General features: G+C 62.1%; 36 protein-coding genes. 6 read left to right on the top strand and 30 right to left on the bottom strand.

The genetic code is table 11. The annotated features are described in order from the left end of the window. From AWB80_RS14590 to AWB80_RS14565, 6 genes are all read left to right on the top strand, one after another. Positions 1-414, top strand: coding sequence for an antirestriction protein (locus AWB80_RS14590; RefSeq protein ID WP_061175373.1), 414 nt, complete (start codon positions 1-3; stop codon positions 412-414). Between the two features lie 10 nt (positions 415-424). Next, positions 425-670, top strand: a complete 246-nt coding sequence (locus AWB80_RS14585; protein ID WP_143328042.1) for a hypothetical protein — start codon at positions 425-427, stop codon at positions 668-670. Further along, the gene (locus AWB80_RS14580; protein ID WP_061175371.1) at positions 667-903 is read left to right on the top strand and encodes a hypothetical protein; all 237 of its coding nucleotides are present in this window, start codon (positions 667-669) and stop codon (positions 901-903) included. Before AWB80_RS14585 ends, AWB80_RS14580 begins: the two co-directional genes overlap by 4 nt. A 96-nt stretch (positions 904-999) precedes the next feature. Then, complete coding sequence (locus tag AWB80_RS14575; protein ID WP_143328041.1) at positions 1,000-1,293, top strand: hypothetical protein; 294 nt, start codon at positions 1,000-1,002, stop codon at positions 1,291-1,293. Continuing rightward, positions 1,280-1,522 (top strand): hypothetical protein, encoded by a 243-nt coding sequence (locus AWB80_RS14570; RefSeq protein WP_061175369.1) that lies wholly within the window; start codon positions 1,280-1,282, stop codon positions 1,520-1,522. The genes AWB80_RS14575 and AWB80_RS14570 overlap by 14 nt, the downstream gene beginning before the upstream one ends. A 5-nt stretch (positions 1,523-1,527) precedes the next feature. Continuing rightward, positions 1,528-1,860 carry a helix-turn-helix transcriptional regulator gene (locus AWB80_RS14565; protein WP_143328040.1) on the top strand — a complete coding sequence of 111 codons (333 nt, stop codon included), beginning with the start codon at positions 1,528-1,530 and terminating at the stop codon, positions 1,858-1,860. 94 nt (positions 1,861-1,954) lie between these two features. Here AWB80_RS14565 and AWB80_RS14560 read toward each other — a convergent pair whose 3' ends face one another. From AWB80_RS14560 to AWB80_RS43960, 30 genes are all read right to left on the bottom strand, one after another. After that, entirely contained in the window at positions 1,955-2,140 is a 186-nt protein-coding gene (locus AWB80_RS14560; RefSeq protein WP_061175367.1) for a hypothetical protein, read from the bottom strand. A 163-nt stretch (positions 2,141-2,303) separates the two neighbouring features. Further along, complete coding sequence (locus AWB80_RS43250; RefSeq protein ID WP_143328039.1) at positions 2,304-2,609, bottom strand: hypothetical protein; 306 nt, start codon at positions 2,607-2,609, stop codon at positions 2,304-2,306. Next, positions 2,606-3,595 carry an XkdW family protein gene (locus AWB80_RS14555; protein WP_160147441.1) on the bottom strand — a complete coding sequence of 330 codons (990 nt, stop codon included), beginning with the start codon at positions 3,593-3,595 and terminating at the stop codon, positions 2,606-2,608. Before AWB80_RS14555 ends, AWB80_RS43250 begins: the two co-directional genes overlap by 4 nt. 2 nt (positions 3,596-3,597) lie before the next feature. Next, positions 3,598-4,665 (bottom strand): hypothetical protein, encoded by a 1,068-nt coding sequence (locus tag AWB80_RS44885; RefSeq protein ID WP_244206509.1) that lies wholly within the window; start codon positions 4,663-4,665, stop codon positions 3,598-3,600. Positions 4,666-4,712: 47 nt separating this feature from the next. Then, positions 4,713-8,054: a TipJ family phage tail tip protein gene (locus AWB80_RS14545; RefSeq protein ID WP_061175365.1), complete on the bottom strand. Its 3,342-nt coding sequence runs from the start codon at positions 8,052-8,054 to the stop codon at positions 4,713-4,715. After that, positions 8,051-8,620, bottom strand: coding sequence for a tail assembly protein (locus AWB80_RS14540; RefSeq protein ID WP_061175364.1), 570 nt, complete (start codon positions 8,618-8,620; stop codon positions 8,051-8,053). Before AWB80_RS14540 ends, AWB80_RS14545 begins: the two co-directional genes overlap by 4 nt. Beyond that, complete coding sequence (locus tag AWB80_RS14535) at positions 8,614-9,396, bottom strand: C40 family peptidase (protein ID WP_061175526.1); 783 nt, start codon at positions 9,394-9,396, stop codon at positions 8,614-8,616. Before AWB80_RS14535 ends, AWB80_RS14540 begins: the two co-directional genes overlap by 7 nt. 2 nt (positions 9,397-9,398) lie before the next feature. Further along, positions 9,399-10,091 carry a phage minor tail protein L gene (locus AWB80_RS14530; protein ID WP_061175363.1) on the bottom strand — a complete coding sequence of 231 codons (693 nt, stop codon included), beginning with the start codon at positions 10,089-10,091 and terminating at the stop codon, positions 9,399-9,401. After that, on the bottom strand, positions 10,088-10,543 hold the full coding sequence (locus AWB80_RS14525) for a phage tail protein (protein ID WP_087131281.1): 456 nt from the start codon (positions 10,541-10,543) through the stop codon (positions 10,088-10,090). Before AWB80_RS14525 ends, AWB80_RS14530 begins: the two co-directional genes overlap by 4 nt. Before the next feature lie 10 nt (positions 10,544-10,553). Then, positions 10,554-12,710 (bottom strand): phage tail tape measure C-terminal domain-containing protein, encoded by a 2,157-nt coding sequence (locus AWB80_RS14520; protein ID WP_143328038.1) that lies wholly within the window; start codon positions 12,708-12,710, stop codon positions 10,554-10,556. Positions 12,711-12,714: 4 nt separating this feature from the next. Next, a complete protein-coding gene (locus tag AWB80_RS14515; RefSeq protein WP_061175361.1) occupies positions 12,715-12,915 on the bottom strand; it encodes a hypothetical protein in 201 nt (66 codons plus the stop codon). Next, on the bottom strand, positions 12,912-13,238 hold the full coding sequence (locus AWB80_RS14510) for a hypothetical protein (protein WP_061175360.1): 327 nt from the start codon (positions 13,236-13,238) through the stop codon (positions 12,912-12,914). Before AWB80_RS14510 ends, AWB80_RS14515 begins: the two co-directional genes overlap by 4 nt. 3 nt (positions 13,239-13,241) lie before the next feature. Then, complete coding sequence (locus tag AWB80_RS14505) at positions 13,242-14,192, bottom strand: phage tail tube protein (protein ID WP_061175359.1); 951 nt, start codon at positions 14,190-14,192, stop codon at positions 13,242-13,244. Continuing rightward, positions 14,189-14,548, bottom strand: coding sequence for a DUF3168 domain-containing protein (locus tag AWB80_RS14500; protein ID WP_061175358.1), 360 nt, complete (start codon positions 14,546-14,548; stop codon positions 14,189-14,191). The genes AWB80_RS14505 and AWB80_RS14500 overlap by 4 nt, the downstream gene beginning before the upstream one ends. 2 nt (positions 14,549-14,550) lie before the next feature. Beyond that, positions 14,551-15,087, bottom strand: coding sequence for an HK97-gp10 family putative phage morphogenesis protein (locus AWB80_RS14495; protein ID WP_143328037.1), 537 nt, complete (start codon positions 15,085-15,087; stop codon positions 14,551-14,553). Continuing rightward, entirely contained in the window at positions 15,048-15,425 is a 378-nt protein-coding gene (locus AWB80_RS14490; protein ID WP_087131280.1) for a phage head closure protein, read from the bottom strand. Before AWB80_RS14490 ends, AWB80_RS14495 begins: the two co-directional genes overlap by 40 nt. A gap of 5 nt (positions 15,426-15,430) precedes the next feature. Further along, positions 15,431-15,739 carry a head-tail connector protein gene (locus tag AWB80_RS14485; RefSeq protein ID WP_061175355.1) on the bottom strand — a complete coding sequence of 103 codons (309 nt, stop codon included), beginning with the start codon at positions 15,737-15,739 and terminating at the stop codon, positions 15,431-15,433. Further along, on the bottom strand, positions 15,736-16,512 hold the full coding sequence (locus AWB80_RS44605) for a hypothetical protein (protein WP_061175354.1): 777 nt from the start codon (positions 16,510-16,512) through the stop codon (positions 15,736-15,738). Before AWB80_RS44605 ends, AWB80_RS14485 begins: the two co-directional genes overlap by 4 nt. Continuing rightward, positions 16,505-18,007: a phage portal protein gene (locus AWB80_RS14475; protein ID WP_244206508.1), complete on the bottom strand. Its 1,503-nt coding sequence runs from the start codon at positions 18,005-18,007 to the stop codon at positions 16,505-16,507. Before AWB80_RS14475 ends, AWB80_RS44605 begins: the two co-directional genes overlap by 8 nt. Then, entirely contained in the window at positions 18,004-18,315 is a 312-nt protein-coding gene (locus tag AWB80_RS14470; protein ID WP_061175353.1) for a DUF7210 family protein, read from the bottom strand. Before AWB80_RS14470 ends, AWB80_RS14475 begins: the two co-directional genes overlap by 4 nt. 106 nt (positions 18,316-18,421) lie before the next feature. Continuing rightward, the gene (locus tag AWB80_RS14465; protein WP_087131277.1) at positions 18,422-19,921 is read right to left on the bottom strand and encodes a phage major capsid protein; all 1,500 of its coding nucleotides are present in this window, start codon (positions 19,919-19,921) and stop codon (positions 18,422-18,424) included. Continuing rightward, on the bottom strand, positions 19,918-20,523 hold the full coding sequence (locus AWB80_RS14460; RefSeq protein WP_087131276.1) for an HK97 family phage prohead protease: 606 nt from the start codon (positions 20,521-20,523) through the stop codon (positions 19,918-19,920). Before AWB80_RS14460 ends, AWB80_RS14465 begins: the two co-directional genes overlap by 4 nt. Before the next feature lie 11 nt (positions 20,524-20,534). Then, positions 20,535-22,277 (bottom strand): terminase large subunit, encoded by a 1,743-nt coding sequence (locus AWB80_RS14455; RefSeq protein ID WP_244206507.1) that lies wholly within the window; start codon positions 22,275-22,277, stop codon positions 20,535-20,537. Positions 22,278-22,341: 64 nt separating this feature from the next. Continuing rightward, the gene (locus AWB80_RS14450; protein ID WP_208635647.1) at positions 22,342-22,677 is read right to left on the bottom strand and encodes a phage terminase small subunit P27 family; all 336 of its coding nucleotides are present in this window, start codon (positions 22,675-22,677) and stop codon (positions 22,342-22,344) included. 73 nt (positions 22,678-22,750) lie between these two features. Next, entirely contained in the window at positions 22,751-23,557 is an 807-nt protein-coding gene (locus tag AWB80_RS14445) for a Mom family adenine methylcarbamoylation protein (RefSeq protein WP_208635646.1), read from the bottom strand. After that, on the bottom strand, positions 23,554-24,084 hold the full coding sequence (locus tag AWB80_RS14440) for a ParB/Srx family N-terminal domain-containing protein (protein WP_061175350.1): 531 nt from the start codon (positions 24,082-24,084) through the stop codon (positions 23,554-23,556). The genes AWB80_RS14445 and AWB80_RS14440 overlap by 4 nt, the downstream gene beginning before the upstream one ends. 139 nt (positions 24,085-24,223) lie before the next feature. Then, positions 24,224-24,526 carry an HNH endonuclease gene (locus tag AWB80_RS14435; RefSeq protein WP_061175349.1) on the bottom strand — a complete coding sequence of 101 codons (303 nt, stop codon included), beginning with the start codon at positions 24,524-24,526 and terminating at the stop codon, positions 24,224-24,226. 402 nt (positions 24,527-24,928) lie between these two features. Then, on the bottom strand, positions 24,929-25,207 hold the full coding sequence (locus AWB80_RS14425; protein ID WP_061175347.1) for a hypothetical protein: 279 nt from the start codon (positions 25,205-25,207) through the stop codon (positions 24,929-24,931). Positions 25,208-25,342: 135 nt separating this feature from the next. Next, positions 25,343-26,008 carry a MarR family transcriptional regulator gene (locus AWB80_RS14420; RefSeq protein ID WP_061175346.1) on the bottom strand — a complete coding sequence of 222 codons (666 nt, stop codon included), beginning with the start codon at positions 26,006-26,008 and terminating at the stop codon, positions 25,343-25,345. Then, on the bottom strand, positions 25,998-26,153 hold the full coding sequence (locus AWB80_RS43960) for a hypothetical protein (protein WP_160147440.1): 156 nt from the start codon (positions 26,151-26,153) through the stop codon (positions 25,998-26,000). Before AWB80_RS43960 ends, AWB80_RS14420 begins: the two co-directional genes overlap by 11 nt. Positions 26,154-26,460: the final 307 nt, after the last annotated feature.

Genomic DNA, 26,460 nt, shown 5'->3' with positions numbered 1-26,460 from the left:
ATGAAGGAAGTTATCGCGACCCCCGTACCCGCGAGCAAGCGGCTTGCGTTCATGCCTGAGGCCTTTACGCCTCGGGTCATGATAAAGGCCGAGGGCCTTGTCTATCATCAGGCCGCAATGCTCTCGCGTACCTATCAGGGCGGGCTGTGGCAGTTCTACACATTGAGCAACGGCGGCTATTACCTTGCACCGGAGACCGACAAGCGATTCCCTGTGCAGGTCACAGGCAACAGCTACGAAGGCGAAGTCAGTGCGGACGCGTTCGGGGTCATCGTCACACTGTTCGTGTACGGGGCTTTGGTCTGGATCGACAATGCGCCGCTTCGTGAAAAGTATTCAGACCACTATCACCAGCTACGCGCGTTCGCCTGCCAGCATCCTGAGGCTAATGCGATCCTGCGAGCGATCGACTAGGGGCATGACCATGCATGACACGACCATTAACCTGCAAGCTGGCTCCGTCGCTTGGCACTTGACGAAGCTCGGGCAAGGCGAGTTCCTGATGGAGCTGGACAAGGGCGAATGGTCCCGCCGCTTCTATCAGCGCTCAATCCACAAGGCCATCGAGAGTGAAGGCCAAGCCGCATACACGATGACCTTGTGCTATGCGATCCAGCATGACGGACTCGGTGAGCCGGTCCGACTTTTCAAAATCACGAGGACCGTATGATCGGTATCGCCGCGTTTTTCATCATCGTTGTTTGCATTGCATGGCTGTATAAGAACTTCCCTTCGCTCGGCAGGGCCACAAAGCTGTTCGCCTTGTTCCTGCTCGGACTGATCGGCGGCTCGATGATGGTATCGGCCAATGCAGGCCTGCTGCTCGGCTTCGTTTTCCCGCTTACCTATCTCGTTAAACAGGTTGTCGATGCGAAGCAAGCCAAGCAAGCCAAGCAGGGATAAGGCGACGCCCTTGTTCGTGTCCGGGCTGCTGCTGATCGCGGTCGCAGTCGTCGGACTTGTCACAGTGGCACTCGCCGCACACTACTAGGAGGAAGGATGGAGCCTAAACATCCGATGCAGCCCTTGGTTCGTGATGACCGCAACACCGTGCGGTTCAAGCGCAACCACATTGTCGAGTATCTGCTCGATAACGGCGGAATTGACATGAACAAGCTGGCAATGTTGGACTTCACTCCCGAGGACCGGCAGCAGTTCGCGCAGTTGATCGGCTATTCGGTCGATGGGTATATGACGCTCTCGTATGTCATGAATGACGACGAGGCATGGAATGCAACCGAGGCGGCATGGGTCGCCTTTCATCCAGAGGACAACAAAGATGCGAACGATTGAATGCACGCCGACATGGCGGGGCCTGCTGCCGTTCTTGATTGAACGAGCAGCGAAGGGTGACAAAGGTCCGTGGTCGGAGCTAGAGCGGCTGGCCGACTTCGGGGATCAGGGCGGCGCACAGCTAGAACGACTCTCTTTAGCCTTGCGGGCGCTCGCCGATGCAGTCAGAGCAGACAAGCAGTACGAGGCCCTTGTGCAGGCTGCTGACGAGGCATTGAAGGCGGATTGATGATAATGACCAGCAAGGGATTGTCGGGGAAGGTGGACGAGCTCGAACGGCTCGCAGGGATGGCCGATTCGGCTTCAGAGCATGTCATCGCCTTGCGTGAGGCCCTGAGGGCCTTCGCGAGGTATGCAGAGAGAGAGGACAGGCCCGCACCTGCGGACCTCGGCGCACTGACGCTCGCAGAGTTTTGCGAGGCCTATAAGATCGAGCGCTCGACCCTGTTCAAGATGCGCCGTGACGGCATCGGGCCGAAAGAGATAAACATTGGCCGCAAGGTCCTGATTACGCGTTCGGCCTGCATTGAGTGGGAGCAAGCCATGCAGGCTCGCAGTGACGCATGACCTATACTGACCGCTCGCGGCAGGTGTAACCAGCCCGCCTGTCGTGTTGAATGCATTCGGCCCGCCACTCGTGCGGGCCTTTTTTTGTCCTGCCTCAGGGCCTGTCGTCTTCCTCTCCCTGCTGTTCGTCGCTGCCGAGTTCACGTAGCTCGATCACGCCCTCGTCGTTCGACTCGAACACTTCAGTCGCCCCTGTTTCGAGCGTCGTGTCGTTCACGGTGTCATGGTCCGTCACGACGCGGATATCGCTGTCGCCTTGGTTCTCGATCTTTACCTTCATGGTCCTTACCTCTTCGTTGGGATGCCCGGTCGGGCAGGTTGAACAGCAGGGAGTACAGCAGGCGGGCGGCGCGGTGTCTTGAGCACTGAGACGAGCGTCGTTAGGCCTGCTGCGAGTACGGCGAGAATGACGAGGAAGCACAGCACGAGCCGCGCGCGCCGTGTCATGGGCGGGATCCGTCAGGGATCGGGGCCGTGGGGGGCGGCTTCTGTGCGGGTGCGGTGTTAATGACTGGCGGCGGGACGATCACAGGTGCAGGCGCGGTCTTACCTTGCTTGTTCTTCGTCATTGCGCTCGGCGGCGGCGTGTCGATGCTTGACCTGACCTCGGCGAAGCAAAAGATCAGGCAGGCAGGCTGCGCCGGTAGTGTCGTGTTGTGCCCGGCCATCGTCCCGCTAGGCGGGTTGAACGTGCCGCATGAGGTCACCGCCAGGGCAATCGTTAGCAGGCCCAGCGATCCGGCTTTCATGACTTCGGCTCCGCGTCAGGATCGGGCGGCGGCTCGGGCGGCGGCGTGTTGTCCTCGATGAAGTCCAGCACGTCGGGGTTCGCGCTCAGGAAGGCCCGCAGCTTCTCGGCAGGGTCCGCAGAGAGTGCGATCGCGGCAGCGTTCTGCGGGTCCTGAAGTTCGAGGAAGTCAGGTTGCGGACTCGGCTCGAACGGCGGCGTCTCGGCGACCGGAATCGTGCTCTCGGACGTGCCTCCGTTCGCCGGTATGCCCTCTTCATAGCCGGGCGAATGCGGCAGCGGCTCTCCGTCGTCGCCGTCCTCACCTTCGGTAGTCCTCCTACCATCCGGGCCGAGAACAGGCACGATTGGCTTGCGGTGCTCGGGCGGCTTCATCGTCTCACCGGTTTCGAGGTTGCCGTATTGATACATCGGCGGCGGCGGCGGCGGCAGTGCCGGGCTGGTCATGCCGTCCTCGGTCACGCTCAACAGTGAGGCAGGCGGCAGCAGGTCGGCGGGCATGCTCACGATGGGCGTCGGCTGTGCGAACCGTGCCTCGACGTCCCTCAGGACCGCATCGCGCCGTGCGACGTTCTCGACTTCATCGGCCTCAGGCGGCACAGGCCACTCGAACGCATGAGGGAATCCGGCAAGCTGCGGCACGTCACGCAGGGCCTGCCGATACTTGCGCGCGGCAGCCGCTCGGGCTTCGTCGCCCGAGTCCTCGGCACGATAGACCAGTGCGTCGGCCTTGAGCAGTCGCTCGTTGCGTTCCCACCGATGATGGATACCGGCGATCGTGGCCTGAACCTCTTCGCGGTTCTGTTCCCACCACGTCACGAGTTGGCCGCGTGAGGGCTGCGGGTCCGGCAATCGCCAGTACTGTAGGAAGGCCTCGCCGAGTTGCTTGCCCTCAGTGTCGAGCCGATGGCCGGTGAGGTAGTGCAGGCCGTTGACTGTTCCCGGATAGAACTTCAGCAGCAGATAGCAAAGCTCTTCGTTAGTCATGTTCATTGATTCCGAAGGACGACACCACGAATCCATTGCGCACCGCTGACCCAATTGCCATTTGAGTTCGTGCGCCAGCCTTCCATCACCCACGGTGCGCCCATGTCGAGCGTCGTCGGCCCGTTGATCGGCCCCCACTCATTGACGCCGCTATCCCATTGCACGCGCGAGCCTGCGTTCGCCTTGTTCGATATCCATCCGAAGGCCGAGCAATAGAGGTTGCCATCGGGCGAGAACTGAACGTTGCCGCTACCGTTGCGCAGAAACTCAAGGTAACCGTTCGTGAAGTTGAAATGGATGCGCCATGCATAGTCCTCGCTCGCGGCTCGCATCAAGTCGTGATACGCGCCGTAGTTGTATTCGTTCTGCTTTAGCCAGCCCCCGCCGAACACAGTGCGATAGCCATTCGCATCACCGTTATTCGCGACGCGTGATATGTCGTTGTAGGAAAAGCCGCGCCATCCATAGTTGCCGTTGTCGCTTATCTGAATATTCCATGCACTGCCTGCGCTGTTGATAAAGCCGCAGCCGATCGCGCCCGCGCCGTACCCGTTCGGGATACCTGCATCGGCCCGTAGCCGTGCATTGCCTGCTGCGCCCGCCACGACAAATTGATTGTAGTTATTGACTTGGATCGTGCCGTTCGTGCTCGATATGCCACCCGCCGTAACCAAGCCGCCCGAATCAGACAGACTCATAGGCACGGCGTTGTTCGCGCTATTGACCCACTCGAAGCCGGGCAAAGCGGAGTTACTGCGAATATGCGGGTTATAGCTGCCTGCCTTCATATAAAGCTGGTACGAGATGGTCCCCGTATTCGAGAGCGTCAGTGCGCCGGTCATCGTGTCGCCGCTTCGGTTGACCTTGTTGTTTACGCTGGTCGTCACGTCGGCGAGGAAGTTATCAATGGGACCTAAGTCCACCCATGCATCGTTGGCGTTCGTGCGTCGCTTCAATCGGTTCGCTGTCGTGTCGCCCCACATCATGCCGGGATAGGTCACGGTCGGTGCAGTCGGTCCTGAGTTATCACCGACGAGCGCGAGCACGATCGCATTCAGTTGCGTACGCATGTCCAGACCGGACGGATGCGCGGGGACCTGATACGAGGCGACTTGTGTCATAACCAATCTCCGAGTTCGTTGCGTTGCTGCATGACAGGGCCAATCGCCGCACGCTGTGCGATCAGCACATCGAGGTCGGCCCGTTCGAGGTCCTGCTGCCCGAGGCCGGCGAGCGCGACATGCTCGTAGCCGTAGCCGCGTGCGATCCAGTCGCAGGTCTTGGCGATCGCCGTGCCTGCCGAGTTCTGGAACGCGATCGTAAAGCCGGTCGCGCTCTGTCCTGTGATCGTCCACTTATCGCCGCTCGCGAGGCCCTGCGCGATGATCGATATCGCCGGGGCATCCTTGAACGGCACAGTGAATTTGATCGTCGTACCCGCAGCTGCGATCGCGACATTGTTGCGCGACTCGATGCGGTCAGGCACATCGACCTTGACGCCGAGCGTGATAATCCCCATGCCAGTCGTGAGGTCCGGGACGACCTCTTGCAGCATGAAGCGTGCAGCACGGAACGTGAGGTCTGACACGACAAGCCGCTTGTATGTAGACCAGTCAGCCTCGGCAGCGGTCGCCGGGTCCTTGTTCGTGGTCGACACCATGACCATTGCGCCGCCTTCGTCGATCTTCGAACCGTCCACGTCGAGCCGCGCATCGAAGTCGGGCCATGAGTCCACGTCATCAAGCAGGCCGTAGACTGCGCCCTCCATGTAGGCCGAGCAGCGGATCGTGTAGACCTTCGCGAGGTCGATGAACTTCGGCATGAAGTAGTACTCGGCATGCAGGGCGACCGCCGTGCGGTCTGCGTTCTGGCTCAGGTACAGCACGCCGGTACGCACTTCGCAATTGACCTTCGTGCCTGTGAAGGTCGGCTGCTGGGCCATATCGACGACGAGGTTATAGTCACGCAGCGGTCCTGTCGTGCTGATGATATAGGCCGCGTTCGTACTGAAGGCGCCCGACGAGTTTCGGAACTTTGCGAGGTACGTGCCTTTCATGAGGGCGACAAAGCCGCTCGTCTGTGATCCTGCGAACTGCGCGATCGGGCTGGCTTCCTCCCACGTCACCGCAGTGGTGAGCCGCGTCGAGTATCGGATATGCACCTGCCCGCCGACCATCACGTCGAGGTCGGTTGCAGGCAGCCAGCCGAGTTGTGCGCTGTCGTTGTAGATATCAAGCTGGAAGCCCTTCACATCGCCGGGCGGCTGATTCAAGGCCCGTAGCTGCACGACGATCGTCGCGGGCGGGCTGGTCACGCCGATCGCATTGATCGCCCACACCGTGAAGGTCCATTGACCCTCTTCGGTCGGCTGCACGTCGATGCTCGGCATACCGCTTTGAATGTAGACCGGCGCGTCGCTGCCTTTTTGATAGAGCACGTTGAAGCGCACCGCGCCGAGCGGTGCGAGCCATGAGAACGTGGCACGCGCAGCGACGACGACGGGCGACATTTGATACTTGCTCTCTTTGACCTTCAGTTCGGTGCAGGGTCCGACGTTGAACGGATCAATGATCGAAGTCGGCAGCGGCTGCAATTGCAGGCCCAGCTCGATCGCAGCGAACTTGTCGGGCCGGTAGGCGATGCCGCTGATTTCGACATTGCCGTCGTCATCCTCGGTGACACCCACGCAGCGCCACTGTTCATTCACGAGGTCGCTGCTTTGATAGCTCCACACTGAGCCGCGCGTCGGTGCAACCGAGAACGGCGGGTTGACCGTAACGGTATCGGTCGAGCCGTAGGCGTTCGTGGTCGTGCGGGTCTCGAACGTGCCGTTCGGCAGCATGACCGAGAACTGCGCGATGCCGACCGTGATCGGTGCATCGATCCTGATCGTCGAGGCCGTCGCACTCATGACGCGGCCACTCATGCGCAGGCCCGCACGTGTCTCGTCAGTCGTCGCGAACACATCGCCCGGCCTGCTGAACGCGGCATTCATGCCGGTGCGGAACGTCACCGTCTCACCGAGCAGCCGCTCACTGAGCAAGGCCCAATTGCCGATGCGGTGCGCCTGTCCTCGTGACGTGCAGCCGAAGGCCTGAACCTCAAGGGCACGCACGCCCCAGCGGGTTACGCCTTCCTGATCCTCGACGTACTCGATCGCCTGCTGGTATTTGTTGCCCGGATCGTTCCACGTAATCAGCGCAGTCGTGTGCCGCTGATTAAGCGGCGTGCCGACGTAGTTGAACACGCCGTCGATGATGTTCGAGCGGCCATACACGACCGTCGTATCGGCGGGCATGTCAGCAGCGAAGGTGAGCGCGCCGCCGGTCCAGAACAGCAGGCCGTTAAAGATGCTGGCGAACTGTTGCAGCAGGCCTATCGCTTCACTGCGGGCCTGCACATACACGTTGCAGGTATAGCGTGGCTCCATGCCGCCGAAGCCGTCAGGCACGAGGGCATCACAATATTGCGCGATCGTGTATAGGGTCCACTTATCGACGAGCGCCGCCGACAGATAGTTGCCGAGGCCGAACCGGGCCGTCGTCACGAGGTCGTACACAACCCACGCCGGGTTGTCGCTCCATGCGATTTTGAACGTACCGTCCCATATGCCCGTATAGGCCCGAGTCGTCGGATCATAGTTCGACGGGACCTGTATGCGGCGCATCTTGATATCGAAGGCCAGCTTCGGAATGGCCTTGAATGTCGATGCATCGATCTGCACGCCCGCCAGTGCCGAGTACGGATAGATAAGCTGCGAGTCGACGATTTCGGTCATCGTCTCCCACTGGAACTTGTCCGTCACGTTGACCGAGGTTGCATCAGGCGTGACCCGCACCACACGAAAATCGAAGGTGCCGCCGATCGTGCCGAAGCGGCTCATGAGGTCGATGCGGTAGGACCGTTGATAACGGCTCGTCGTCTTGCCATCGACCGTATCGGTGTAGATCCGAGCGAAGCCGCCGCCGTTGCGTTGAACGTCGATGCCGAGCGTGACCGATGCGCCCGAGAGGTTGCCGTTCGTCGGGTCCAGTGTCGTGAGCGCATTGAATCCGAGCGTGATACGGAACGAGGTCATGTTCGGGTTCGTGATCGAGCGCACGACCGGCGCGGCGGCAGTCACCGCGACGCCGACACTGCTCTCGCTCTCGGTCGCCGAGAACCCTGCGATCGGCTGCTGGCTCGCCGTGCCGCTGCGCCACTCGACCGCCGCCCCTGAAAAGTTCCACGTGCCGTCAGCGTTCTGTAGCCGCGTGTCATCGACGAAGATGCCTTGTGCGCCGCCGACGATGCCTTCGACCTCGCCCTCACAGATTAGATTGATGACCCGCGCGTACTGGATCGAGCGCAGCGAGTCGGGAGCCTCGACAGGTGCCGACGAGCCGCCTGAGCCGCCGCCCTTGCCACCGCCGCCGCCAGCGCCCGCGATCGGCATGAGGTCACGCACGAGCGCGGTCATCGAATCACCACTTCATTGTTCGTCGAGAACCCGACCGAGATAATCTGCGAGCCGACGATCAGATGCCCGTAGCCGAGCGGCACAGGCCCGCCTTGACCCATCGTATTGACTGCACCGTCGAAGGCCAAGGAAGGCTGATTGTCGGCTTTCTCCGGGGTCGCTGTGCCTGCATTGCGCGGGGCCATCATTTGCGCGACGCCGCCCATTGCGAGTGCAGCGCCGAGCGCGATGACCTTCGCGCCCCACGGTTGACCGTAGGCCATCGCGACCGCGCCGATGACCGCCAGGGCAGCGCCGCCGAGTACCTTGCCCCATGCACCTGCGCCTTCGATCATCGGCACGAGTTTCAGCGTGCCGGTGCTTTGCGGATAGTGCATGTCCTGCTCGTCGTAGTCCTGCACGCCGCGCACGCGGAACTGCTGTGTCGCATGCTCAATGAAGTAACGACGCAGGCCGGGAAGCTGCACGCACAGTGCATGCACCGCTTCGGCAGGCGATCGCACGTCAAGCAGGTAGCGACGCCCGAAGCGTGCGCCGAGGTCACCGTATAAGCGGACGGTCAGCATGACGGTTCGTCCTTCAGTTCGTCGGGCGTCATGAACCGCTCGTGCCGCAGCACGGCAGTCGTGCGCCGCTGGTAGAACTCCTGATAAGCCTCGCGCTTCGAGGCCTGCCCGATCAAGTGGTGCAGCATGACGCCGCCGCCGAGATATACCGCCATATGGTTGTCGTGCGCTGCGCGAATGTTCATCAGCAGCAGGTCGTTCCGCTTGATGCGGTTGTAATCGTCGAGCGTCTGCGGCGAGTGCGCGAGCACGATATGAAACCCTTCCTTCGCGAAGTTCTGCCGATAGAGGTCAGGCCCGCCGCGTTGCTCCCACCAGCCGAAGGCGCGCGGGTAGTCGTTGAGCATGACGCCTTGCTCGGCGTAGTAGTCACGCACGATCGAATAGCAGTCGTGCACGCCATGCACGAAGGGACGACCGACGAGCGGTGCATTGAAGCCCGAGGGCCGCGTAATCGTGTAGTGACCGGTCGGCACGTTGACGATCAGCCACGGCAGGCCGGTCCGCTCGATGCCGGTGCGATCGGCGAGCGATGGCTCGGGCGACTGGTACGGATGCGAGTGCGCGATCGCCATCACGAGGCCGGTATCCTCGGCGCGTGCATAGTCGTTGCCGTCGATGACGAAATGCTCGTGCTCGGTCGCGACGTTGCGGCAGGCCACATACACGAGTGAGGCATCGCGGCGCACGACGACGCCGCAGCACTCGCGCGGTTCCTCGGCCTGTGCGTGAATGATGACCATCGGCACGACAGCGGCAAGGGTCTCGTCTTTCATGGTCATGACCTGTACGTGCCTGCACCGGGGAACCCACCGAACGGCATCCAGCCATTGCCGAAGCGCATGCGGCATGACTTGAGCCGCTTGCCGCAGGCATCGCTCGCCGGGTCGCCTGTCGGGTTGTCGTTGATATCGGCAACGGGCGGGCCTGCATAGCCGCAGCCGTCGCCGCGATAGCGCCACGGGCATGCATTCTGGATGACCTGTCGGCCCGGCAGTTGCACGCCCTCAACGTCCATCGGTGTAGCGAGTTCGAACTCGACGATATCGTTGCTCTCGCGCACCTTTTGATTGACTGCGAATATGTCGTCGGCGAAGGTCTCGGCGGGATTCGCGAACGGGTTGCCGTTCGGAAAGTTGACCGCATCGAGATAGCGTGCGAGCGTCCGCTTGCGCGTGACCTTGCAGCCGACTAAATCGCTGTACTGCTTGCACATCGCCGACACGATGCCGGTCACGTTCGCGACCGCGAAGTGAGGTCGCGGCAGCGTGCCTTGACCTTTCCACTCGAAGCCGCTCGCCCGCACTGGATAGCGCACATACGTGACGCCTTGCCACACGACATCGCCGCCGACCTTGTTCGTGCCTGCATGAAAGTACAGGGTCTGCTCGCGATAGGGCCGCAGGTCAATCACGTAGAGTTCAATGCGCGCGCTCGGCGACAGCGATTGAATGTCGCCCTTGAGGCTCATACAAACACCTGCTCGAACTTGAACGACACGTCATAAAGCAGTGTGCCGTTCGACACGAGCTGCCCGTATCGGACCGACCACGACGGACAGATAACGTCCTGCACGACAGGCGGGTCCACGATCTGGCGCGGCGGGGTCCAGTTGAAAATCTCGACGCCGTTGCGTGCCGACAGGAAGGCAACGACCGCGCCGGCCGTTTCGGCGTCGTTGTTTTTCATGCTGATGGTCCACATGCAGGCCTGCGTGTTGATGCCTGCCGGGCTGCGCTGTGCATAGCCATCGCCGAACTGTGCCTTGACGATCTTCGGCTCTAGCTCGTAGCTGGCCTCAGTCACGCACCACTTGAACGCGAGGCCTGAGGCCTGCGGCTCGATCAACACACGATCGCTCGTGAGCAGCGCGTGCAGCTTCAGGCGCTGCGACTCGTTGAGCGCAAGGACGGTTTCAGGCATGGCGGGACCTCTAGCGGGTTGGTGCGAGCAGACCGCCCGCGCGCTTCTCGGTGCTGATGACTTGCCGCACGACAGTCGCGATGCGATTGCCGAGTTCCGCGGCCTGCTTCTGATTGGCGGTCGTGCTCTGTGTAGCGGTGTCGTCCTTCGCCATGTGCACGTTCACGACGACATTGCTGCCGCCGCCGATGCCGCCTGCACCTGCATCAGTGACGACACGGCCCGGCACGTTGGGAATGAAGTACTCCGAGCGGCCCGGAATCTCGTTGACCTGATACAAGCCGCCAGCACGCACAGGGCCGCCGCTCTGTAGCTTGCCCTCGACGAAGCTGGTCCAGTCCCAGCCTTGACCCGTTAGGCCCTTGCCGAGCACGCCGAACAGCGGCCCCATGATCTGTTGATAGACCAGCATCTTGGCGAGGTCCTTCAGGATCGATACGACCATCTCGCTAAAGCTGACGCTGACGTCCTTCGTCGCGAACATGAAGTCAACGAGGGCATCGCTCGATTTCTTGCCGAAGCCCTCGATCGCTTTCTGTATCTGCTCAAGCTGTTCGAGCCACGGATCGGACTTGTCGATCTGCTGATCGTAGTTATCGTTGATACGCTTAAGGATCGCGAGGTATTCCTCCATCGAGGGTATCGCGCCTTCCTTCAGGGCCTCGTTCAGCTTATCGACCTGATCGTTATAGTCGAGCATCGGATCGACGGCACGGCGCTGCTGGTCGGCCCAATCCCATATGTCCTTCGCATGGTCCTCTTCGGCCTTCCAGCGTGCGGCCGCTTCAGCGCCCTGGCGGGCAGCTTCGTTGTTCGCATCCTCTTCGGCCTGTGCGCGGGCCTCGATCGCCAGCTTCAGGTCGATGTTTCGCTGCGTGCGGGCAACGAGGTCCGCTTGCTGGGCCTTGCTCGATTCGAGATAGCGCGGGTCGCTCAGTAGCTCTTTCATCGGATCGCCTTCGGCGGCCAGCTTGCGATAGTCCGTGTCTAGCTGCTCGATCATCTTTTGATAGTCGCTGATCTCTTCCTTCGCTTTCTTGCCTGCCTTGCCTGCATCGGCGAGCGCCTTCGCAAAGTCGACCGTTTTCTTGTTCGCCTCGTCCTGCTGATGGTTGTCCGTCGCGCTTACTTTCGGCTTGATGCCTGCGCGGGCATCCTCCCGCGAGCGAGAGATTGCAGCCTGTGCGTTCGCGGCCTTCGTGTACAGTTCCTCCACCTCACCGGCGAAGTCCGCGCGCAGTTTCTTCTGGCCTTCGATATCACCGACCGGGACCTTGTACGAGTCACTAAGGAACTTGAACGCCTTCGCTGCTGCGGTGACGTTCGCGGTCGTGCCGATCAGCACACGCGCTGCGAACGCGCCCGCGTCGGCCACATCTTCGAGCACTTCCTTAAACGTCGTGCCGTCGTTCGCCGCGTCGATGAAATACTTCGCAAGGTCCTTAACGGTCGGCAACAGGTTTTCGGCGATCGACCCCCACAGTGAGGTGCCGACTGTGTTTAGCTTCGTCAGTTGCGAATTGAACTCGTCAGCCGCTTTAGCCGTGCTGTCCTTAATGATCGCGCCGAGGCTTCCGGCTTCCTTCGCTGCATCGGTGAAGCCCTCTTTACCTTGCTTAAGCATCGGCAACAGGGCCGTGAAGTTCTTGCCAAAGATCGCGGTACCGGCAGCGATGAAGTCCTCGTTGGTCTTAAAGCCCTTCATGGCCTCGCCGATCAAAGCAAGCTGCTCGGCAGGGTCCTTGTTCTTGAGGTCATCGACATTGATGCCGAAGGCCTTGAACGCGGCAGCGGCATCACTGGTCGGCTTCGCTGCCTCGACGATCGATTTCGATAGACCTCGGAAGCCTGCCGCAAGGTCATCGGTCGATGCATCGGCCTGCTTCGCCTGATACGCGAGCGCCGACATAGCCTCGGTCGTGGTGCCGACGCGCTGCGCCAGCTTGCCCATCGCGTCGGCTTGGTCGATCGCTTTCTTGACGTTCTCACTGAAGGCCCGCGCGAAGCTCTGCGCGAACTCTGCGCCCATCTTGAACGCGGACACTGCCGACGACTGTGCGATGCTTTTCAGCGACGCATCGACTTCCTTCGCTGCCTTCTGCATGTCCGTCCGTAGACGTGACACGTCGGCGGCGAGTTCGAAAACTATGTTCCCAGCGGAAGCCATCGACCTATCTCCATGCGTTGATTTCGTCCTCGACGCTCAGTTCAAGCGGCGCGCTTGCTGCTTGCTGCTGTGCCTTCGCGTGTTCGTCGAAGAGGTATCCCCACGTCATGAGTTCGTGTGCGCCCATCTGATCGAGGACCGCGCCCGCCGTCATATGCAGATGCGCGGCCACTGCATACACGAGGCGCGTTACAGGTGCGGTCACTCTTTTTCCACGTCGGCGCGCTCCATGCCGTTGACGCGAACAGCGGCCTGCATCAGCAGCTTTAGATCGGGCAGCGCACGATTTGGCAGGCTGCGAATGAACTCGGGCGTCATGCGCTCGCCGTTCTCACCGCGCACGCTTTCGCACAGCAGCGCATGCCCGAAGCCTTCGGCATCGGTCTCGGGATCGTGCTCGGCATAGAGGTTCGAGAGCACGCGGTTCGCTAGCTCGCTCACGGTCACATGTCCGAACAGCGTCGTCGGCACTTCCTCGCTCAACGTGACGAGATGAAAGAGCGGCGCGGGTTGGCTCAGGTCGTTCATGCTTTAACCCCCCGCGTTCGCGACCGTGACCGGATTCGCCTTGACGACCGGCTGTGCCTTATTGCCGACTGTCGCAGTCACTGCGGCCTCGTAGCTGCCGACCGTCTCGTAGTTGTGCGTGGTCGTCTTGCTGCCGATCAGGTTCTCGACCGTGCTGCCGTCCTTCCAGTCGATCGCGTATTTCGCAGCTGCGCCGCCTGTCTCGGTCAGTTGCATCGTGACGTGCAGCGGTGCGTCACCGCTTGCGGGCGTGACGGTCACACTGAGGTTGTACTGCTCGGCGGGCTGGCCGCTGTCAGGCGGCTGCGTGAGCACAGGTGCGCCCGTGATTTTCATCGTGCATGATCCGGCCACAGCCTGATCGACGCCGCCCGTTTCACTGATCGACTGCACGATGACCGGCAGCGTGCGCACGGCCTTGTTCCGATACACGACTTCGAGCATGCGAACCTCACCATCGTCATAGGCGGCGAGCAGGGCGAGATACGCGGGGTCGGTCGGGTCGATGAAAAAATCGAACGTGAAGGTCCCCGGATCGCGGAAGCCGACGAGCGAAGTCTTTTCGTCATCGCACAGGGTGGTTGTGTCGATCGAGGTCGCGGGCGTCTGCTGCACAGAGTACGTGCGTGCACACAGGTCGATAAACGTGCTCAACGACCACATCGAGAGGTCACCGAACTCCGCTGTCTCTTCGGTCGCGTCACTGCCATAGAGGGCCGCTGACTTGCCGTTAACGTCGAGGTCCTGAAGCACGAACGACTGATTGTCGAGCGAGGGCCAGCCGGTCCCGGTGATTAGAACCGGCTCGCCGTTCTTCAGCTTGCTTACGTCATCGAACACCGCATAGACGGGTTCGCTCGCGCTCGCCGATACAATCGCGCCGGTTGCCGTCGGCGCGCTCGTCAAATCTTCGAGATACATCTTCGTGCCTTGCGCACTCATGGCTTTTTTCATGCTGTCACCTTTCCGGTTGAGTCCCACGTTATGACCTGAACCATGCGGCGACATAGCCGCGTCTCGACCTCATACAACGACTGCTCGTTCTCCACTGTCGGCTGCGGGTCAGCAGCGTGCAGGGCCTGCTTGACGAGTTCCATATTTGCGCGGGCCTCGCCCTTCGTGCGGGCATAGCTGTCGATCTGCCAGTGACATTGATCGAGCCATGCATAACCGCACATCGTGTTGGTTGGTAGGACCGTCACGTCTTGATAGATGACATACGGCTCGACGGTTCCCTTAGGTGCGATCGGCGTGAACACGCGTCCCGGCATCGCACTGTCGAGGATGGCGAAGAGGTCGGCCTCGGTCATGGTCAGAGGCTCGGCACGAACTTGACGCCGTTCTTTTTGCACCACAAGGCCATGCGTCGTTGCAGTTCGACATTAAGGCCGCGACCGGCGTCGTCCTGCTTGGCGATCGCCGCAGGCCGCAGCCACGGCTTGGCCTCCATCTTCGACGTACCGAACTCGAGGAAACGACCATAGAACGGGTCGTCACCGTAAGGCTTACGCACGCCGTTAATGCGTGCGTTGACCTTGCCGGGCGACTTGCTGCGGCGCTTCAGCTTCACATCGATGCGGGCTGCATAGCCTGTGCGCTTGACCTTGCCGCGCGTGATATGCGAGAACAGCACGCCGCTCGAACGCGGATGCCCGCCGAAGTTCATCAGGACGTTAAGCATTGCCTGATCGAGGATCGGCTTTGCAGCGACGCGCAGCGAACTCGTCAGCATGCTTTTCTGAACCTCTTCGGGCAGTGTCGCCAGAAACTCGTCCAGTTCCTTAAGGCCCTTGACTGCGCTTATCGACATCATGGCTGTCCGCCCTCGGTCACGACGCCGCTGCTGCACATCAGGTTCAGTTCGGACATACTCTCGAACCGAGGCAGCACCGCGTCGATGTTGTAAATCGTGTCACCGGCCTTGCGTGCATGAATGACCCGCCATTGCTCGGTCACGTCATCGCGCCAGCGCACGCGAACTCGGGTTGTCGTGCCTGCGCGGAACTCTGCCGAGAGCAGCCACTCGCGACCGCTCAGGCTCTCGACCGAGGCCCATACGGTTCCACGATCAAGCCATTCCGTAATGACCGGCTCGCCGCTCAAGCTGTCCACCTGCACGACTGGCTCTTCGAGCCTTACCCGATGCCTGAGCGGCCCACCTGCGAGGCCTGTGGTCTTGGTTGCCATCGTCCTTACTCCATCGCCGGGTCACGACGTTGGTGCAGCAGGTTGCAGACGGCCCACGGCAGATAGCCTTGCTCCCATGTCTGTGACTCGACGCCATCCGGGTCCCGCAGCAGAATGCCGGCGAGCAGCAAGGTCGCCTGCTGCACGTTCGGCGGGGGCTTGTTCTCGTCGGTGTACGGTTCCTTCAGCTTCAGATACTGAATGACCGAATCGCTCGCGCTCGTGATCGCGATCTGAACCGTGAGGTCGGGGAAGTCATCATCGAGCCGCAGTGCCGCGCGGGCCTGATCGATTGTTACGAGGTCGCCTGTCATGCTGCCGCCCCCACAATGCTCATGCGGTCCTTACCATCACGACCGCGTTTCGCAGCGAGAGTCCATGCATCGCCGCCCGTGTCGGGCTTCGTGTCGGTCGTCGCATTGCAGTGCCAGAGGGAACCGGCCCATGTCACGACGTCACCGGCCTTGTATGTTTCGCCCGCCACAAACACGCCGCGATAGATCATGACCGGCAGGGCGAACGTCGCTGTCTCGTGTGCGCCGCCCGAGCGCACGATATGCACCGTGAAGCTGCGTTCGCTGTCCATCGTGACTTGCGTCGATGCGATGCCATCGACCACGCAGGCCCAGCCGTGCTCGCCGTGCGTGTTTGCGTGTGCACGCCACAAACCGCCCTGATGCTGGGCGAGCGTGCCGCGTGCGTAGTCCTTCGCGAAGTCGATGACCGGCAGCACGTCGAGCTCGAACGCATCGCGCCCCGGCTCGCCATCCTTCACGACAGGCGGCTCGCGGCCTTCGATCGTCTTGACCCGCTCGCCGAGCGCATCGAGGCCGCTCGCGACACGATCCAGTTCGCGCCGGTGCTCGGCAGTCTGCTTGGCCTGCTCTTCGTCATTGCGTTGCAGGCTCGCAACCGCTTCGCTGTGATCCTTCACCGGGAAGCTGGTCACGTTGACGACCGGCTCGCTGCGCTTTTCGATCGAGTCAAGGCGGGCGATGATCGACGCGCAATAGGTCTGCACGTGCAGCTTGATCGCACGCGCGATCACGTCGAGCAGTTCATTCGGGATTCCGGTCACGTCACGCATGATCTGCCTCCGTTAGGCCGCTCACGAGCCGATCGAACCAGCGCGCCGAGCGCTCGCTCGCTGTCTCGTCGTCGTTGGCGTCGTCCGCGTTGCTGCCGCCATTGCCGCTGCTCGTCGGTTGCGGCGGGCCGATGGTCGGCGCAGGGTCAGGCTTCGCGAACGGTGCATTGCGATCGCGTTCGTCGAGTGCCGCCAGCGAATAGTTCTGCTGTTGCAGGTACGGCGTCTGCCCGCCCTTCACAGGCCGCAGGTTCAGCCGCTTGCGTGCTTCATTAGGTGCTGCGATGCCGCCGCCGACCGAATCGACCAGCGTCTTAACCATCGTCGCGGTATCCATGCGCAGCAGGCCGTCGAGGTCTAGCTCGGTGCGATACTCGGGTGGCAGTGCGAGGCCTTCGTCGAGGCATAGCTCGAACGATTCGATCAGCGATTGCAGGCACTGCGAATAATAGTTTTGGGACAGCGACTCAATATTGTTATAGGTCGGGGCAGCGCCAACGCCAACCATATAGCCGGGGACATGAAACACCGAGCACACGACCTCGCTCGTCATCTTCAGTTGATCGACAAGTTCGGCATCGACGGCGGTCATCGTCAGCGGTTGATACTTCAGGTTGTCACCGAGCACGGCAATGCGGCCTCGGTTCGCCCCGCCGTAGTTTTCCTCCCACCGATCCTTAAGGCGCTTCGCTGTCTCGTCACTGATCGCACCGGGCGCGACGAGGATGCCGCCCGGTTCGGCTCCGTTCTCGAAGAACGCCGCCGAGTTGTTCAGGATCGCAAGGCCCTGGCGGGCAGCGAGCGCGCACGCGAACAAGGGCGACGTGCCGCACAGCGGATGGAACAGGCAGTTCATGCGGTCGTGAATGATTTCACTTGCAGGCACGATGACCTGTCCGCCGCGATTGTCATCGTCGGGGACGATGCCCGCGAGGTAGTCCATATCAAGCTGGTAATAGACCGCGCCGTCCTCGGTGACGAGCGGCTTGCATCGGTTCGGGTCGAGCACGTAGAGGGCGACGACGATGCCGCGCGCATCGCGTTCCTTGAGCACGTACGTGTTGCCGCGCGTCAGCTTCGACATGATCCAATTCTCGATAAATTGAATGTGGTTCTGATAGCGGTTCGGCTTGCGCAGCACAGGCGAGAACGCGGGCGACGATGCTTCGATCCAGACCTCGCCCTCGCGGGTCATCAGGCGCACGGCCAGCTTGCCGATATCGGCACTAATCAAGGTGACACAGGCATAGACGGCGTGATACGCGAGGATCGTCTCGGGCCTGAGTTCGATATTGCGTTGCCATGCACCTGCGAAGGCCTCGCGTACGATCAGCGGCCACCAGCCGCCACTACCGAACGGCCCCAGGCTCCCGCTGCCGACCGTGCGGCCATCCATCGGCACGACCGGCTGCGAGGCCGTCGTGCTGCCTGCGCTGCCTGTGCTGCCTCGCGGCGCGGCGCGTGTGATCTCAAGGCCGAAGAGTCGCATGGTCATTCGTCTCCGCTCGGGTTGCCCTCGGCAGTCATGTCGCGGCGCTTGTAGGCTTTGCCCTTGCCCTTGCGGCCCTTGCTGCCTTCCTCGGCATCGTCCTGCTGCTCTGCGTGCTCCTGTCGGTTATCAGGGGCTTGGTGGGGCTTCTGGCGTCCTGCCTGAGGCTTGGCCTTGCCTGCTGTCTGCTCAGGCACGAGGATGCGGCCGGTCGCGGCCAGCAGCTTCGCGTCGCGCTCAGGCATCTCGATTTCGTCGCCCTTGTCGTACTGCTTGCGCCCGTAAGAGAACGCGCGATTCGCCGTGACTTTCATGGTTGCTACCCTCAAAAAGAAAGGGCACGCCGATCGCCGGTCGTGCCCTTCGTTTAGCTGCTGCGGCCTGTTTAGCCTGTATGTGTTGCGCGATCGACTAAACGCACTAGCTGCGGGTCGTCGTCACAAGGCCTGCGTCGCGTACCGGCTCGCCGTTCGTCCCTTCCTCGCCATCAGTCACAGGCGGCTTCGGGATAATGAAGTTGCCGCCGTAGCGTGCGCCCGTGATATAGGCGACCGCCTGATTGCGCCGACGCTGCCAGTTGATGAAACGCTCGGCACGCAGCGCGACCATGTTGTTTTGCCACAGGCTGACGAGCGTCGCGGCTCCCGCTGTCGGCGCATCGTCGAGTTGCAGCGAGGCCTCGCGCGATGCATCGAGCGTGACGCCGCCGTCATCGGCGAGCAGGATTTCAGACGGCAGCACGAGCACGAGCATGGTCGTCGCCGGGTCCGATTCACCTGTGCTCGTGTGGTGCGGCACGTTCGAGGACACGACTACCGGCAGGCCGAAGAACACGCCACCGTTCATGTTGATGCCGGGGAACTCGGCTTGACCGAGCGCGTTCGACAGCATGCCGATCGAGAGCGCCATCACCGGGTCCATGATCCAGTACGCGCCACGAATCGACATGTTGGCTTGCACGAACATCGCGAACAAGGTCCCGATATCCTGCCGCAGGTCATCAGCGGTCGGTCCGCTCGCCGGGATGTTCGGCGCACCGTTCGTGATCGAGGCGGGATGCACGCCCGCGACGGCGGCGACAGTCGGGTCGATGAACTGCACGTCAAGGAACTGTGCGATGGTCGCGATCATGTCGCGTTGCACGATCGCCTCGGCGCTCGGGTTCGAGAACCGGACAAGCTCGTCGGTCATGACGACGATGCCAGCGGCCTTGCTAAAGCCGAGCGTCACCGTGCCGAAGCTCAGGGCGCTAACGGGCTTCGGCTTGCCTTCACCGACCCATTGCGCACTGCTGCCGGAAAGCTGCGACGGCATTTTGATATTGAACGGCACACGACGAAAGCCCTGAATCTGGCCCATGATCGTTTCAGGCCGCAGCAGTTCGATAAACTCACCGGTCATGTTCGTGTAATCAACGAGCGGCGCGGCCCATGCCGGATCGGTCGTCGTGCCTGCGGCAACAGCAGCACGCAACACGAGTTCGACCTGCGGCGTGCTGTCGTGCCAGCCTCGGGCGATCTCGGCGGCTTGCATCAGGTCGCCTTTAGCGCGCATCAGTGCGATCGCATAGCGCGTGAAGGCGACGCCCTTCGCGACGTTCTGCTGCACCGTGATAACCGGATTGCGTTGCTGCTGCTGCGGGACCACGACGCCGCCGCGCACGGCGCTCGCGCTGGCCGGGTCGGTGACGATGATCGGTGAAGCGGCGCGGATGACTTGAGCCTCGATGGTCTTGAGCCGTCCGATATGCGAATCGATCGCCTTGATTTCATCGGTCAGCGTGTCGAACTCTTCCTGTTGGGCGGTGTCGAGCGTCGCGCCGACTTCGGCGGCCGCTTCCATGATTTCGACCATGCGCGCGTTCGCGCTGGCCCGGCGTGCCTCGAACGCCGCGATCTGTTCCTGAATGGTGAACTTCATTTCACGCTCCGATGGATAGTGTGAATCACGAAGGGTTCGCGAGCGCGCGAGAGGGGATCGTCATGCAGGCGCACGACGCGTGATGCGGGACGTTCGATCGTCGACGAACCTTGGCCGGACGCGGCCCGTTCGCTGGCGTCGATGTTGCGAACGACGTTGATGGTTGCCTCACCGTTCGCGGGGATGGTCACGAGCGATAGCTCTAGCCACTCCCACGACAGGAAGCGAATGCCGCCGCCTTCGATCATTGAATACTCGATCGGACGGAAGCCGATACTGACGGCACGAATGAGGCCCATCTTGACGGACTGCCAAGCCTCGTCGAGCCGATCGCGAAGCGTGCCCGGCTCGTCAGTCTTGAGCACGCGGGCCTTGAACGGAATGCCGGTCTTGTCGGGCTTCGCAAACTCGACATGTCCGACAGGTGCGTCGCTGCGGTGCTGCCACAACAGCGGCATCGGCAGTGCATACTTCGCGCCGAGCGGCTCGACGATATCCTCGTAGCGGTCAGGCGTCGGCGTGCTGGCGATGCCCTCAATCGTGCGGGCTTCGTCGTCACTGCTGCGCACGTCGAGCAGCGTGTAAGCGCGTTCGAGTTTCATGTCTATCTCCGTTAGCCGATGAAAAGCATTTGGTACTCGGGCTGGCGCTCGGTCGCGCCTGCGAGTGCGATCGCCATCGTCAAGGCGACAAGGCCGTCGATGCGCTTCTGCTGCCGGGCCTTGTGAAACACGCGATTGTTCTTCGCGTCGGCCTTGACCTCGGCGTTCAGCACGTTCCAGCGCAGGCAGGGGTTATAGGCGACGCGCAAGGTCTGATCGAACACAAGCTGTTCGAGTATTTCGATCGAGCGTGGCATCCATAGGCCCGACTCCGCGGCGCGTGTGAAGCCTTGGCCGTGAGGTACGAGTTTCAGCACGAGGCGGGCCTCTTCGAGGGCCTGCTCGAAGTCCTTCATGCGATACGTGTCGAACGCGATGCGCGCAATGTTCAGTTGCTCGTGTAGCTCGACGAAGCGCTGCACGACATCGCGATAGCGCACGATCGAACCCTCACGCGCATGCATGAATCCGGCCTTGCTCCAGACCGTGTACGGCACGTTGTCCAGTCGCGCACGTTCGGCGAGCGTGTCGCCGGGCGTCCAGAACTCAACGAAGGCATCGACGCTGCCGTCGTCCTGCTTGCACGCAGCTGCGAACGCGGTCAAGTCGCGCGTGCCCGAGAGGTCAAGCCCGCCGAACACTTCGCGGCCTTTCATGCGCTCAAGCATCGCGTCGCGTTCAGCGAGCGCACGCTCGACGGTCGCTTTCCATGTCGCGGGCATCGCGTCGCTATCGGTGTCGGCGATGACCTCATGCACTGCGAGCGGTGCGCCGACCTCACATGACTTCCATACGTCGGTCGTGATCCAAGGATCGTCGGCGTCCACCCACTGACAGAAGTTCAGGCGCCGTACGGTGGATTCGAGCGAAGGCATGCCGCGCGCCTGCCGAACCTGCTCGTCGAGATAGCTATGCTGGATGGTCTGCCCGAGCGAGGGATTCGCCTTGACCCAACAGGCCTCGTCTTCGAACGGGTCCTCGCCTTCGTCAAGGGAACAGATGAACGCGAAGAACGCATCGTCGGCAAGCTGCTGCGCGGCGACCTTTTGCCCGTACTCGTGTTTCTCGAAGCAAAGCGACGTGCGATCGCTGCCCGAGTTCGTAATCATGAAAATGAGTGGCTGGCGTCGGCCTTTCTTGCCTGCCTGCATCATGTCGATGACGGTGCGGTCCTTGTGCTCGTGAATCTCGTCGATCAGTGCGCAATGCGGGCGCGGTCCTGACTGGCCTGTCGTGTCACTCGCGATCGTGCGAAAGAACGAGGCCTTATGTATGTACGCGAGGTTGAACGTGCGTTCGGCGCGGCCCGACTTCGTGATACGTGACGAGAGCGTCGGCGATAGATCGACCATCGCGACCGCATCGCGAAACAGAATCTGCGCTTGCTCTTTCTTCGTCGCTGCTGCATACACCTCGGCACGTTCCTCGCCATCGGCGACGAGCATGTACAGGCCAATGCCGGCCGCAAGCGGTGACTTACCGCTACCCTTGCCCGACTCGACATAGGCCTCACGAAAGCGGCGTGAGCCGTCGCGACGCTTCCAGCCGAACAAGCTGCCGACGATGAAGGCCTCCCACGGCAGCAGGCCGAAGGACACGCCCTCGAACTCGCCGCCGTTCAGGCGCAGCACGTCGGGATAGAAGTTAATCACGCGCATCGCGGCGGGCAGGTCCCACTTAAGCCCTCGGGCCTTGCCGTGCCGCAGGTCATGCAGGTGACGGCGGCAGGCCGCGCGCACGTCAGGGCCTGCCACGATCGCACCGCTATGAACGTCCTTCGCGAACTGCGTGACAGGATCAGCGACCGGCCCTGTCGGCTCAGAAGTAGGCTTTGGCCGGGTCTTGGTTGTCATCAGGATTCACGCGGATGTTCGCGCGTGCCGAAGGTGAGAGGCCGAACTCGGCGGCAAGGTGGACGTATTGATACGCCGCGCGGTTCGCCGTGCCGATCAGCGGGTGCTGTATCCAATTGCCGTTGGTCGTCTTGTACAGCAGCGGACGGCCCATCTTTTCGAGCGCTTCCTCGGCATCGACCCAACGACCGTAGGCCGAGCAGACAGCCGCGAGCGCGCCGCGATCGAGATGCGTGAGCAGGCCGAGCCTGAACAGGACCACACTTAGGCGGTCCCATTCGGCGCGCGCCGTGCGTGACATATGCGTCGGCGGCTCAGGGATCGCGAGTTCGGGCTTAGGTTCGTAGGGGTTGCGGTTTTTGTGCGTCGTGCCTTCAATCACCCGCAGGTGAGTTGGCTTTCTTGGCACTGTGCCGCGCCCTTTTCGGATTCCGGGCATGAGTCACCGTCTTAAGGATGGAGCGCGAGGGTCGGTGTTGAACCGCCGCTGTACCGGTGGAACCGGTCATCGCCCGCTTCTCGCGCGGGGTTGAATCAGACTTCGGGTAAGGCTTGGCAAGCGGTGCGACCTGAGCACGCATGTCGTCATCGAGCGGCAGCAGGTAGCGATGCTTGTCGCCGCCGTCGATGCGGGTCGCCTTCGGATCCACGTTCGCGATTAGCCACTTGAGGTTGAACCCTCGCTTGCCGTAGCGGCTGCTCGCGGTCTTACCGTGCAGGACCTCGCCATGCACGACGACGCGTGTCGTCTTGCCGACGCCGGTATAAATCCAGTTCATGGCCTGATAGATGCCGCCGACATGGCCTTGTACGGTGTCGGCATAGCTGACGATCAGGCGCAGGCCGGGTGAGGCCTTGCGCAGGAACTTGACGGCCAGCATGACGATGCGCGACACAGGCGTCTGATGGTCACGCAGCGCGACGCGCGAGAGTTCGCAGCACTCGGTTTGCGTGAGGCCGTAGGGGTTGCCGATATGCCGGTTCGCGCCGCGACTGAACAGCACGATGCCGATAAAGCGATCGCCTTCCCATGCGCCGATCTTGACGTTCGTACTGACCGGGACCGATCGGGAGTAGTGCCAGTGACCGCAGGCATAGGCGACAGCCTCGTCGGTCGCCCAATCGATGCGCAGAGCGGGCTTCGCTCCGGTCGCTTCGGACAGGCGAGCGGGCGTGCTCATTTGCGGGGGACCTCACCGCCGCAATGCGGGCAGATGATCGGCTGTAACGTCGAGAGGTCGCCTTGATCGCCTGCGCTGCCGGGGCCGAATTCGCCTGCGTTTGCAAGGGCGTCCATCTCGTCGTTCGTGAAGCCGAGCAGCGACATGTCGAACTTATCGGACGCGAGCGCGTCGAGTTCGACCGCCAGCAGTTCATCGTCCCACGGCGACTCGGCCAGGCGGTTGTCGGCCAGGACATACGCGCGGCGTTGCGCGTCGGTCCAACCCTTCGCGATCATGACCGGCAAGCGCTCCCATTCGAGCAGTCTCGCTGCCATGACCCGACCGTGACCGGCGATGATCGTGCCATCCTCGGCGGCGAGAACCGGCATCGTGAAGCCCCACTCGCGCATGCTCGCGGCAAGCTGCGCGACCTGCGTTGCAGAGTGCTGTTTCGCGTTGCGTGCGTAGGGAATCAGCTTCTCGATGTCCCACAGTTGCACCTTGGCCGCGGGCCACTGCGGCGCATTTTTAACAGGCTGGTCCATTGACGCTCCCTATGAGGCAGGCCCGGCGATAGAACGGATTTCTAAAAATAAAGGAGGGCACGGGGTGTCCACCGCTCGCGAAAAAAGTTACAAACGGCCCCCCACGGCGCGACCCGCGAGCGACGACGGCGGCGGCCGATCATCGGAACTTTCGTTTCGCCTCGATCGGCGAGCCGAACACGTCGCAACCGATCGGAGCAAGGCCGCAGTCGTCGCGAGTCTTGTCCGCATGACAGGTCACGCAGAGCGATTGCAGGTTGCTCGGGGCATCAGTGCCGCCCTTGAACAAGGGGACTATGTGGTCGACTTCCTGTGCCTGAGTGGTGAAGCCCTGAGACAGGCACTTGACGCAGAGCGGGTACTCGGCAAGGTGACGGGCCCTGATCCTGAGCCAGCGGCGGCCTCTGGTCCGCACTTGCCGGGGTTGGTCAGGTGCAGACATGACAGAGCGGGCTTTCAGCCAAATGCTAGGAGGGGCTGGCAGGGGCTTCCCGCTGTCCTACTACCTCCGAAGGCCTGCCAGAGGCTTCTAGCTCTACCTGTAACAGATCAGAATCGATTCCTGCCTTTGCCCTTTCCCTCTCTTCCTCAGTCATCAGGGCCTTGACCCAGAATCCGGCAGGATTTACCGCCATGCCAGTGAGGCGCATCTCTGAAGGGGACAAGCATCTGCGGGCCTCAGGTCCTTCGTACACTCCGATGCGGCCTGTACGGTGCTTATCGAAAGCGCCTGAGCTATTGAACAGCAGGCCGCACTCGCTGCACTGATTGCGATCGCCAGACAGGGTTATGCCTTGCCGCATGTCGCGGGCCTGTTGCATCGTCAGCATGAGACCTCCTAGAGCTATCCGCCTATCGGGCGTTGCATAGGGCGAGTCGTCGGATCGACGACCCGAACGATATCGACACGAACGTCTTCGCCGACCATCAGGCAGCAGTTGACCGTCCTCGGCAGTCGTGTCGTGAGGTCCGCGCGCAGCCGCTCGACCTGATCGGGCGATAGCTGCTCGGGAAGGTGAAAGATAAGCAGGTCGCCGGGATGCAACGAGGCGATCTCGATCTCGCTCACGATCGGCGCAACGTCGCCAGTGACCTTGCGCAGCCAGCGTCCGAATGCGTTCATCGTGGCGTCGCTCCAAAAAAAAAGTCCGCTCCCTGCCGAGGGAAGCGGACTGAGACAGCGCAAGCAGAAATGGCGAACACACGACGCCACATTGCGCAGAGCATAGGCAATTTGTCCCACGACCGCAAGAATGTTTCACGCGGTCTGTTTCACGGACCCGCTAGGCGTGCTATCGATCCGGGCGAGCAGCGCCTCGCATAGGCCCTCAGGCACGAATGAATGTTCGAGACTCTTAAGCGCCTGCTGTTCGAGCGCGTCGAGGTCATGCGCGAGTTCGTCGGCGCGGCGCGACAGTGCGGACTTGCTCATATGCGTGCGGCGCGCAATCTCCCGCAGCGACAGGCCGTCGCCGTAGCGCTGCGGCAGGTAATGACGCCAGAGCAGGTCCCACAGGGGATCGGCGAGCGGGTCATCGAGCGAGCGCAGGGAAGCGGGACCCGTCGCCGAGAAATGCGCGACGAGTCCCGACACACCCATTTGCTTCTCGCCGGGGGTTTGACTGAAGCGCGCGAGCACGGCGCACGCTTCGGGAATCGATAGCCGGTTGACGACGGCCTCGCGCACGAGCGCGCATTGTGCGCGGGCTTCGAGCCGCGTGAGTCCTGAGAGGTCCACGACGCGCGAGGGATAGCCGACCAGCCGTTTCACGTAGTCGGACTGCATGCGTGAGCGGCTGGCCTGCGAGACGGCGATCACGATCAGGGCGCGGCGGGTCGCGCCAGCATCGACGGCGGGTGTACTCGCCATGCGATAGCTGGTCGTCAGTGCGACAGCGACGTCCCGAAAAATCTCACCGTGCATGTTCGTCCTCGGTCGTGCAGTTCTCCGCGATCCAAGCGAGCGCGGCCTGATGCGCCTTCACGTAGTAGCGGGTCGGGTGCGCGTCGGCGGCAAGGCCTTGCCGATACGCGCGACCGATCCACGAACGCAGCTGCGACGGCAGCATGTACCAATGCACCTTGCAACCCCACATGTTGCGTGCGACCAATTCGTCGCAGTGAGGCCACGCGCAGCGGTGCTTCGTCGAGTGCATCGTCGTCAGTCCTCGTCGTTGCCGTCGCGGCCTTGGTCCTGGCCCTTCTCGGACGGCGACTGTTTCGTAGGCGCATCAGCGGGTTGCGCAGGCGCGGCAGGCTGCGCCGGTTGGCTAGGAGCAGCAGGTGCCGACGGTGCCACAGGCGCAACAGGTGCGACCGGTGCCACAGGCGCAACAGGTGCAGTCGGCGCTTGTGGATCGACAGGTGCGCTAGCCG

Source organism: Caballeronia pedi (assembly GCF_001544915.2).
GTDB lineage: Bacteria > Pseudomonadota > Gammaproteobacteria > Burkholderiales > Burkholderiaceae > Caballeronia > Caballeronia pedi.
Note: the sequence above shows the minus strand (reverse complement) of the source record. Positions and strands in the feature narration are given on the sequence as shown.

Coding starts and splice junctions, on each gene's coding strand:
- AWB80_RS14585 (WP_143328042.1), top strand. CDS start 425: ATGCATGACACGACCATTAACCTGCAAGCTGGCTCCGTCGCTTGGCAC.
- AWB80_RS14535 (WP_061175526.1), bottom strand. CDS start 9,396: ATGAAAGACGAGACCCTTGCCGCTGTCGTGCCGATGGTCATCATTCAC.
- AWB80_RS14475 (WP_244206508.1), bottom strand. CDS start 18,007: ATGACCATGCGACTCTTCGGCCTTGAGATCACACGCGCCGCGCCGCGA.
- AWB80_RS14590 (WP_061175373.1), top strand. CDS start 1: ATGAAGGAAGTTATCGCGACCCCCGTACCCGCGAGCAAGCGGCTTGCG.
- AWB80_RS14530 (WP_061175363.1), bottom strand. CDS start 10,091: ATGAGCCTCAAGGGCGACATTCAATCGCTGTCGCCGAGCGCGCGCATT.
- AWB80_RS14555 (WP_160147441.1), bottom strand. CDS start 3,595: ATGACTAACGAAGAGCTTTGCTATCTGCTGCTGAAGTTCTATCCGGGA.
- AWB80_RS14540 (WP_061175364.1), bottom strand. CDS start 8,620: ATGCTGACCGTCCGCTTATACGGTGACCTCGGCGCACGCTTCGGGCGT.
- AWB80_RS14560 (WP_061175367.1), bottom strand. CDS start 2,140: ATGAAGGTAAAGATCGAGAACCAAGGCGACAGCGATATCCGCGTCGTG.
- AWB80_RS44605 (WP_061175354.1), bottom strand. CDS start 16,512: ATGCGTGACGTGACCGGAATCCCGAATGAACTGCTCGACGTGATCGCG.
- AWB80_RS14565 (WP_143328040.1), top strand. CDS start 1,528: ATGACCAGCAAGGGATTGTCGGGGAAGGTGGACGAGCTCGAACGGCTC.
- AWB80_RS14425 (WP_061175347.1), bottom strand. CDS start 25,207: ATGAACGCATTCGGACGCTGGCTGCGCAAGGTCACTGGCGACGTTGCG.
- AWB80_RS14525 (WP_087131281.1), bottom strand. CDS start 10,543: ATGCCTGAAACCGTCCTTGCGCTCAACGAGTCGCAGCGCCTGAAGCTG.
- AWB80_RS14580 (WP_061175371.1), top strand. CDS start 667: ATGATCGGTATCGCCGCGTTTTTCATCATCGTTGTTTGCATTGCATGG.
- AWB80_RS14450 (WP_208635647.1), bottom strand. CDS start 22,677: ATGTCACGCACGGCGCGCGCCGAATGGGACCGCCTAAGTGTGGTCCTG.
- AWB80_RS14485 (WP_061175355.1), bottom strand. CDS start 15,739: ATGACAGGCGACCTCGTAACAATCGATCAGGCCCGCGCGGCACTGCGG.
- AWB80_RS43250 (WP_143328039.1), bottom strand. CDS start 2,609: ATGAAAGCCGGATCGCTGGGCCTGCTAACGATTGCCCTGGCGGTGACC.
- AWB80_RS14545 (WP_061175365.1), bottom strand. CDS start 8,054: ATGACCGCGCTCGTGCGTGACCTCATGCCGATCGCGGGCGCTGGCGGC.
- AWB80_RS14570 (WP_061175369.1), top strand. CDS start 1,280: ATGCGAACGATTGAATGCACGCCGACATGGCGGGGCCTGCTGCCGTTC.
- AWB80_RS43960 (WP_160147440.1), bottom strand. CDS start 26,153: ATGCTGCCGTCGCAGCTGCGTTCGTGGATCGGTCGCGCGTATCGGCAA.
- AWB80_RS14510 (WP_061175360.1), bottom strand. CDS start 13,238: ATGAACGACCTGAGCCAACCCGCGCCGCTCTTTCATCTCGTCACGTTG.
- AWB80_RS44885 (WP_244206509.1), bottom strand. CDS start 4,665: ATGCGTACGCAACTGAATGCGATCGTGCTCGCGCTCGTCGGTGATAAC.
- AWB80_RS14435 (WP_061175349.1), bottom strand. CDS start 24,526: ATGTCTGCACCTGACCAACCCCGGCAAGTGCGGACCAGAGGCCGCCGC.
- AWB80_RS14440 (WP_061175350.1), bottom strand. CDS start 24,084: ATGGACCAGCCTGTTAAAAATGCGCCGCAGTGGCCCGCGGCCAAGGTG.
- AWB80_RS14465 (WP_087131277.1), bottom strand. CDS start 19,921: ATGAAGTTCACCATTCAGGAACAGATCGCGGCGTTCGAGGCACGCCGG.
- AWB80_RS14460 (WP_087131276.1), bottom strand. CDS start 20,523: ATGAAACTCGAACGCGCTTACACGCTGCTCGACGTGCGCAGCAGTGAC.
- AWB80_RS14505 (WP_061175359.1), bottom strand. CDS start 14,192: ATGAAAAAAGCCATGAGTGCGCAAGGCACGAAGATGTATCTCGAAGAT.
- AWB80_RS14470 (WP_061175353.1), bottom strand. CDS start 18,315: ATGAAAGTCACGGCGAATCGCGCGTTCTCTTACGGGCGCAAGCAGTAC.
- AWB80_RS14500 (WP_061175358.1), bottom strand. CDS start 14,548: ATGACCGAGGCCGACCTCTTCGCCATCCTCGACAGTGCGATGCCGGGA.
- AWB80_RS14520 (WP_143328038.1), bottom strand. CDS start 12,710: ATGGCTTCCGCTGGGAACATAGTTTTCGAACTCGCCGCCGACGTGTCA.
- AWB80_RS14575 (WP_143328041.1), top strand. CDS start 1,000: ATGGAGCCTAAACATCCGATGCAGCCCTTGGTTCGTGATGACCGCAAC.
- AWB80_RS14445 (WP_208635646.1), bottom strand. CDS start 23,557: ATGAGCACGCCCGCTCGCCTGTCCGAAGCGACCGGAGCGAAGCCCGCT.
- AWB80_RS14490 (WP_087131280.1), bottom strand. CDS start 15,425: ATGGCAACCAAGACCACAGGCCTCGCAGGTGGGCCGCTCAGGCATCGG.
- AWB80_RS14420 (WP_061175346.1), bottom strand. CDS start 26,008: ATGCACGGTGAGATTTTTCGGGACGTCGCTGTCGCACTGACGACCAGC.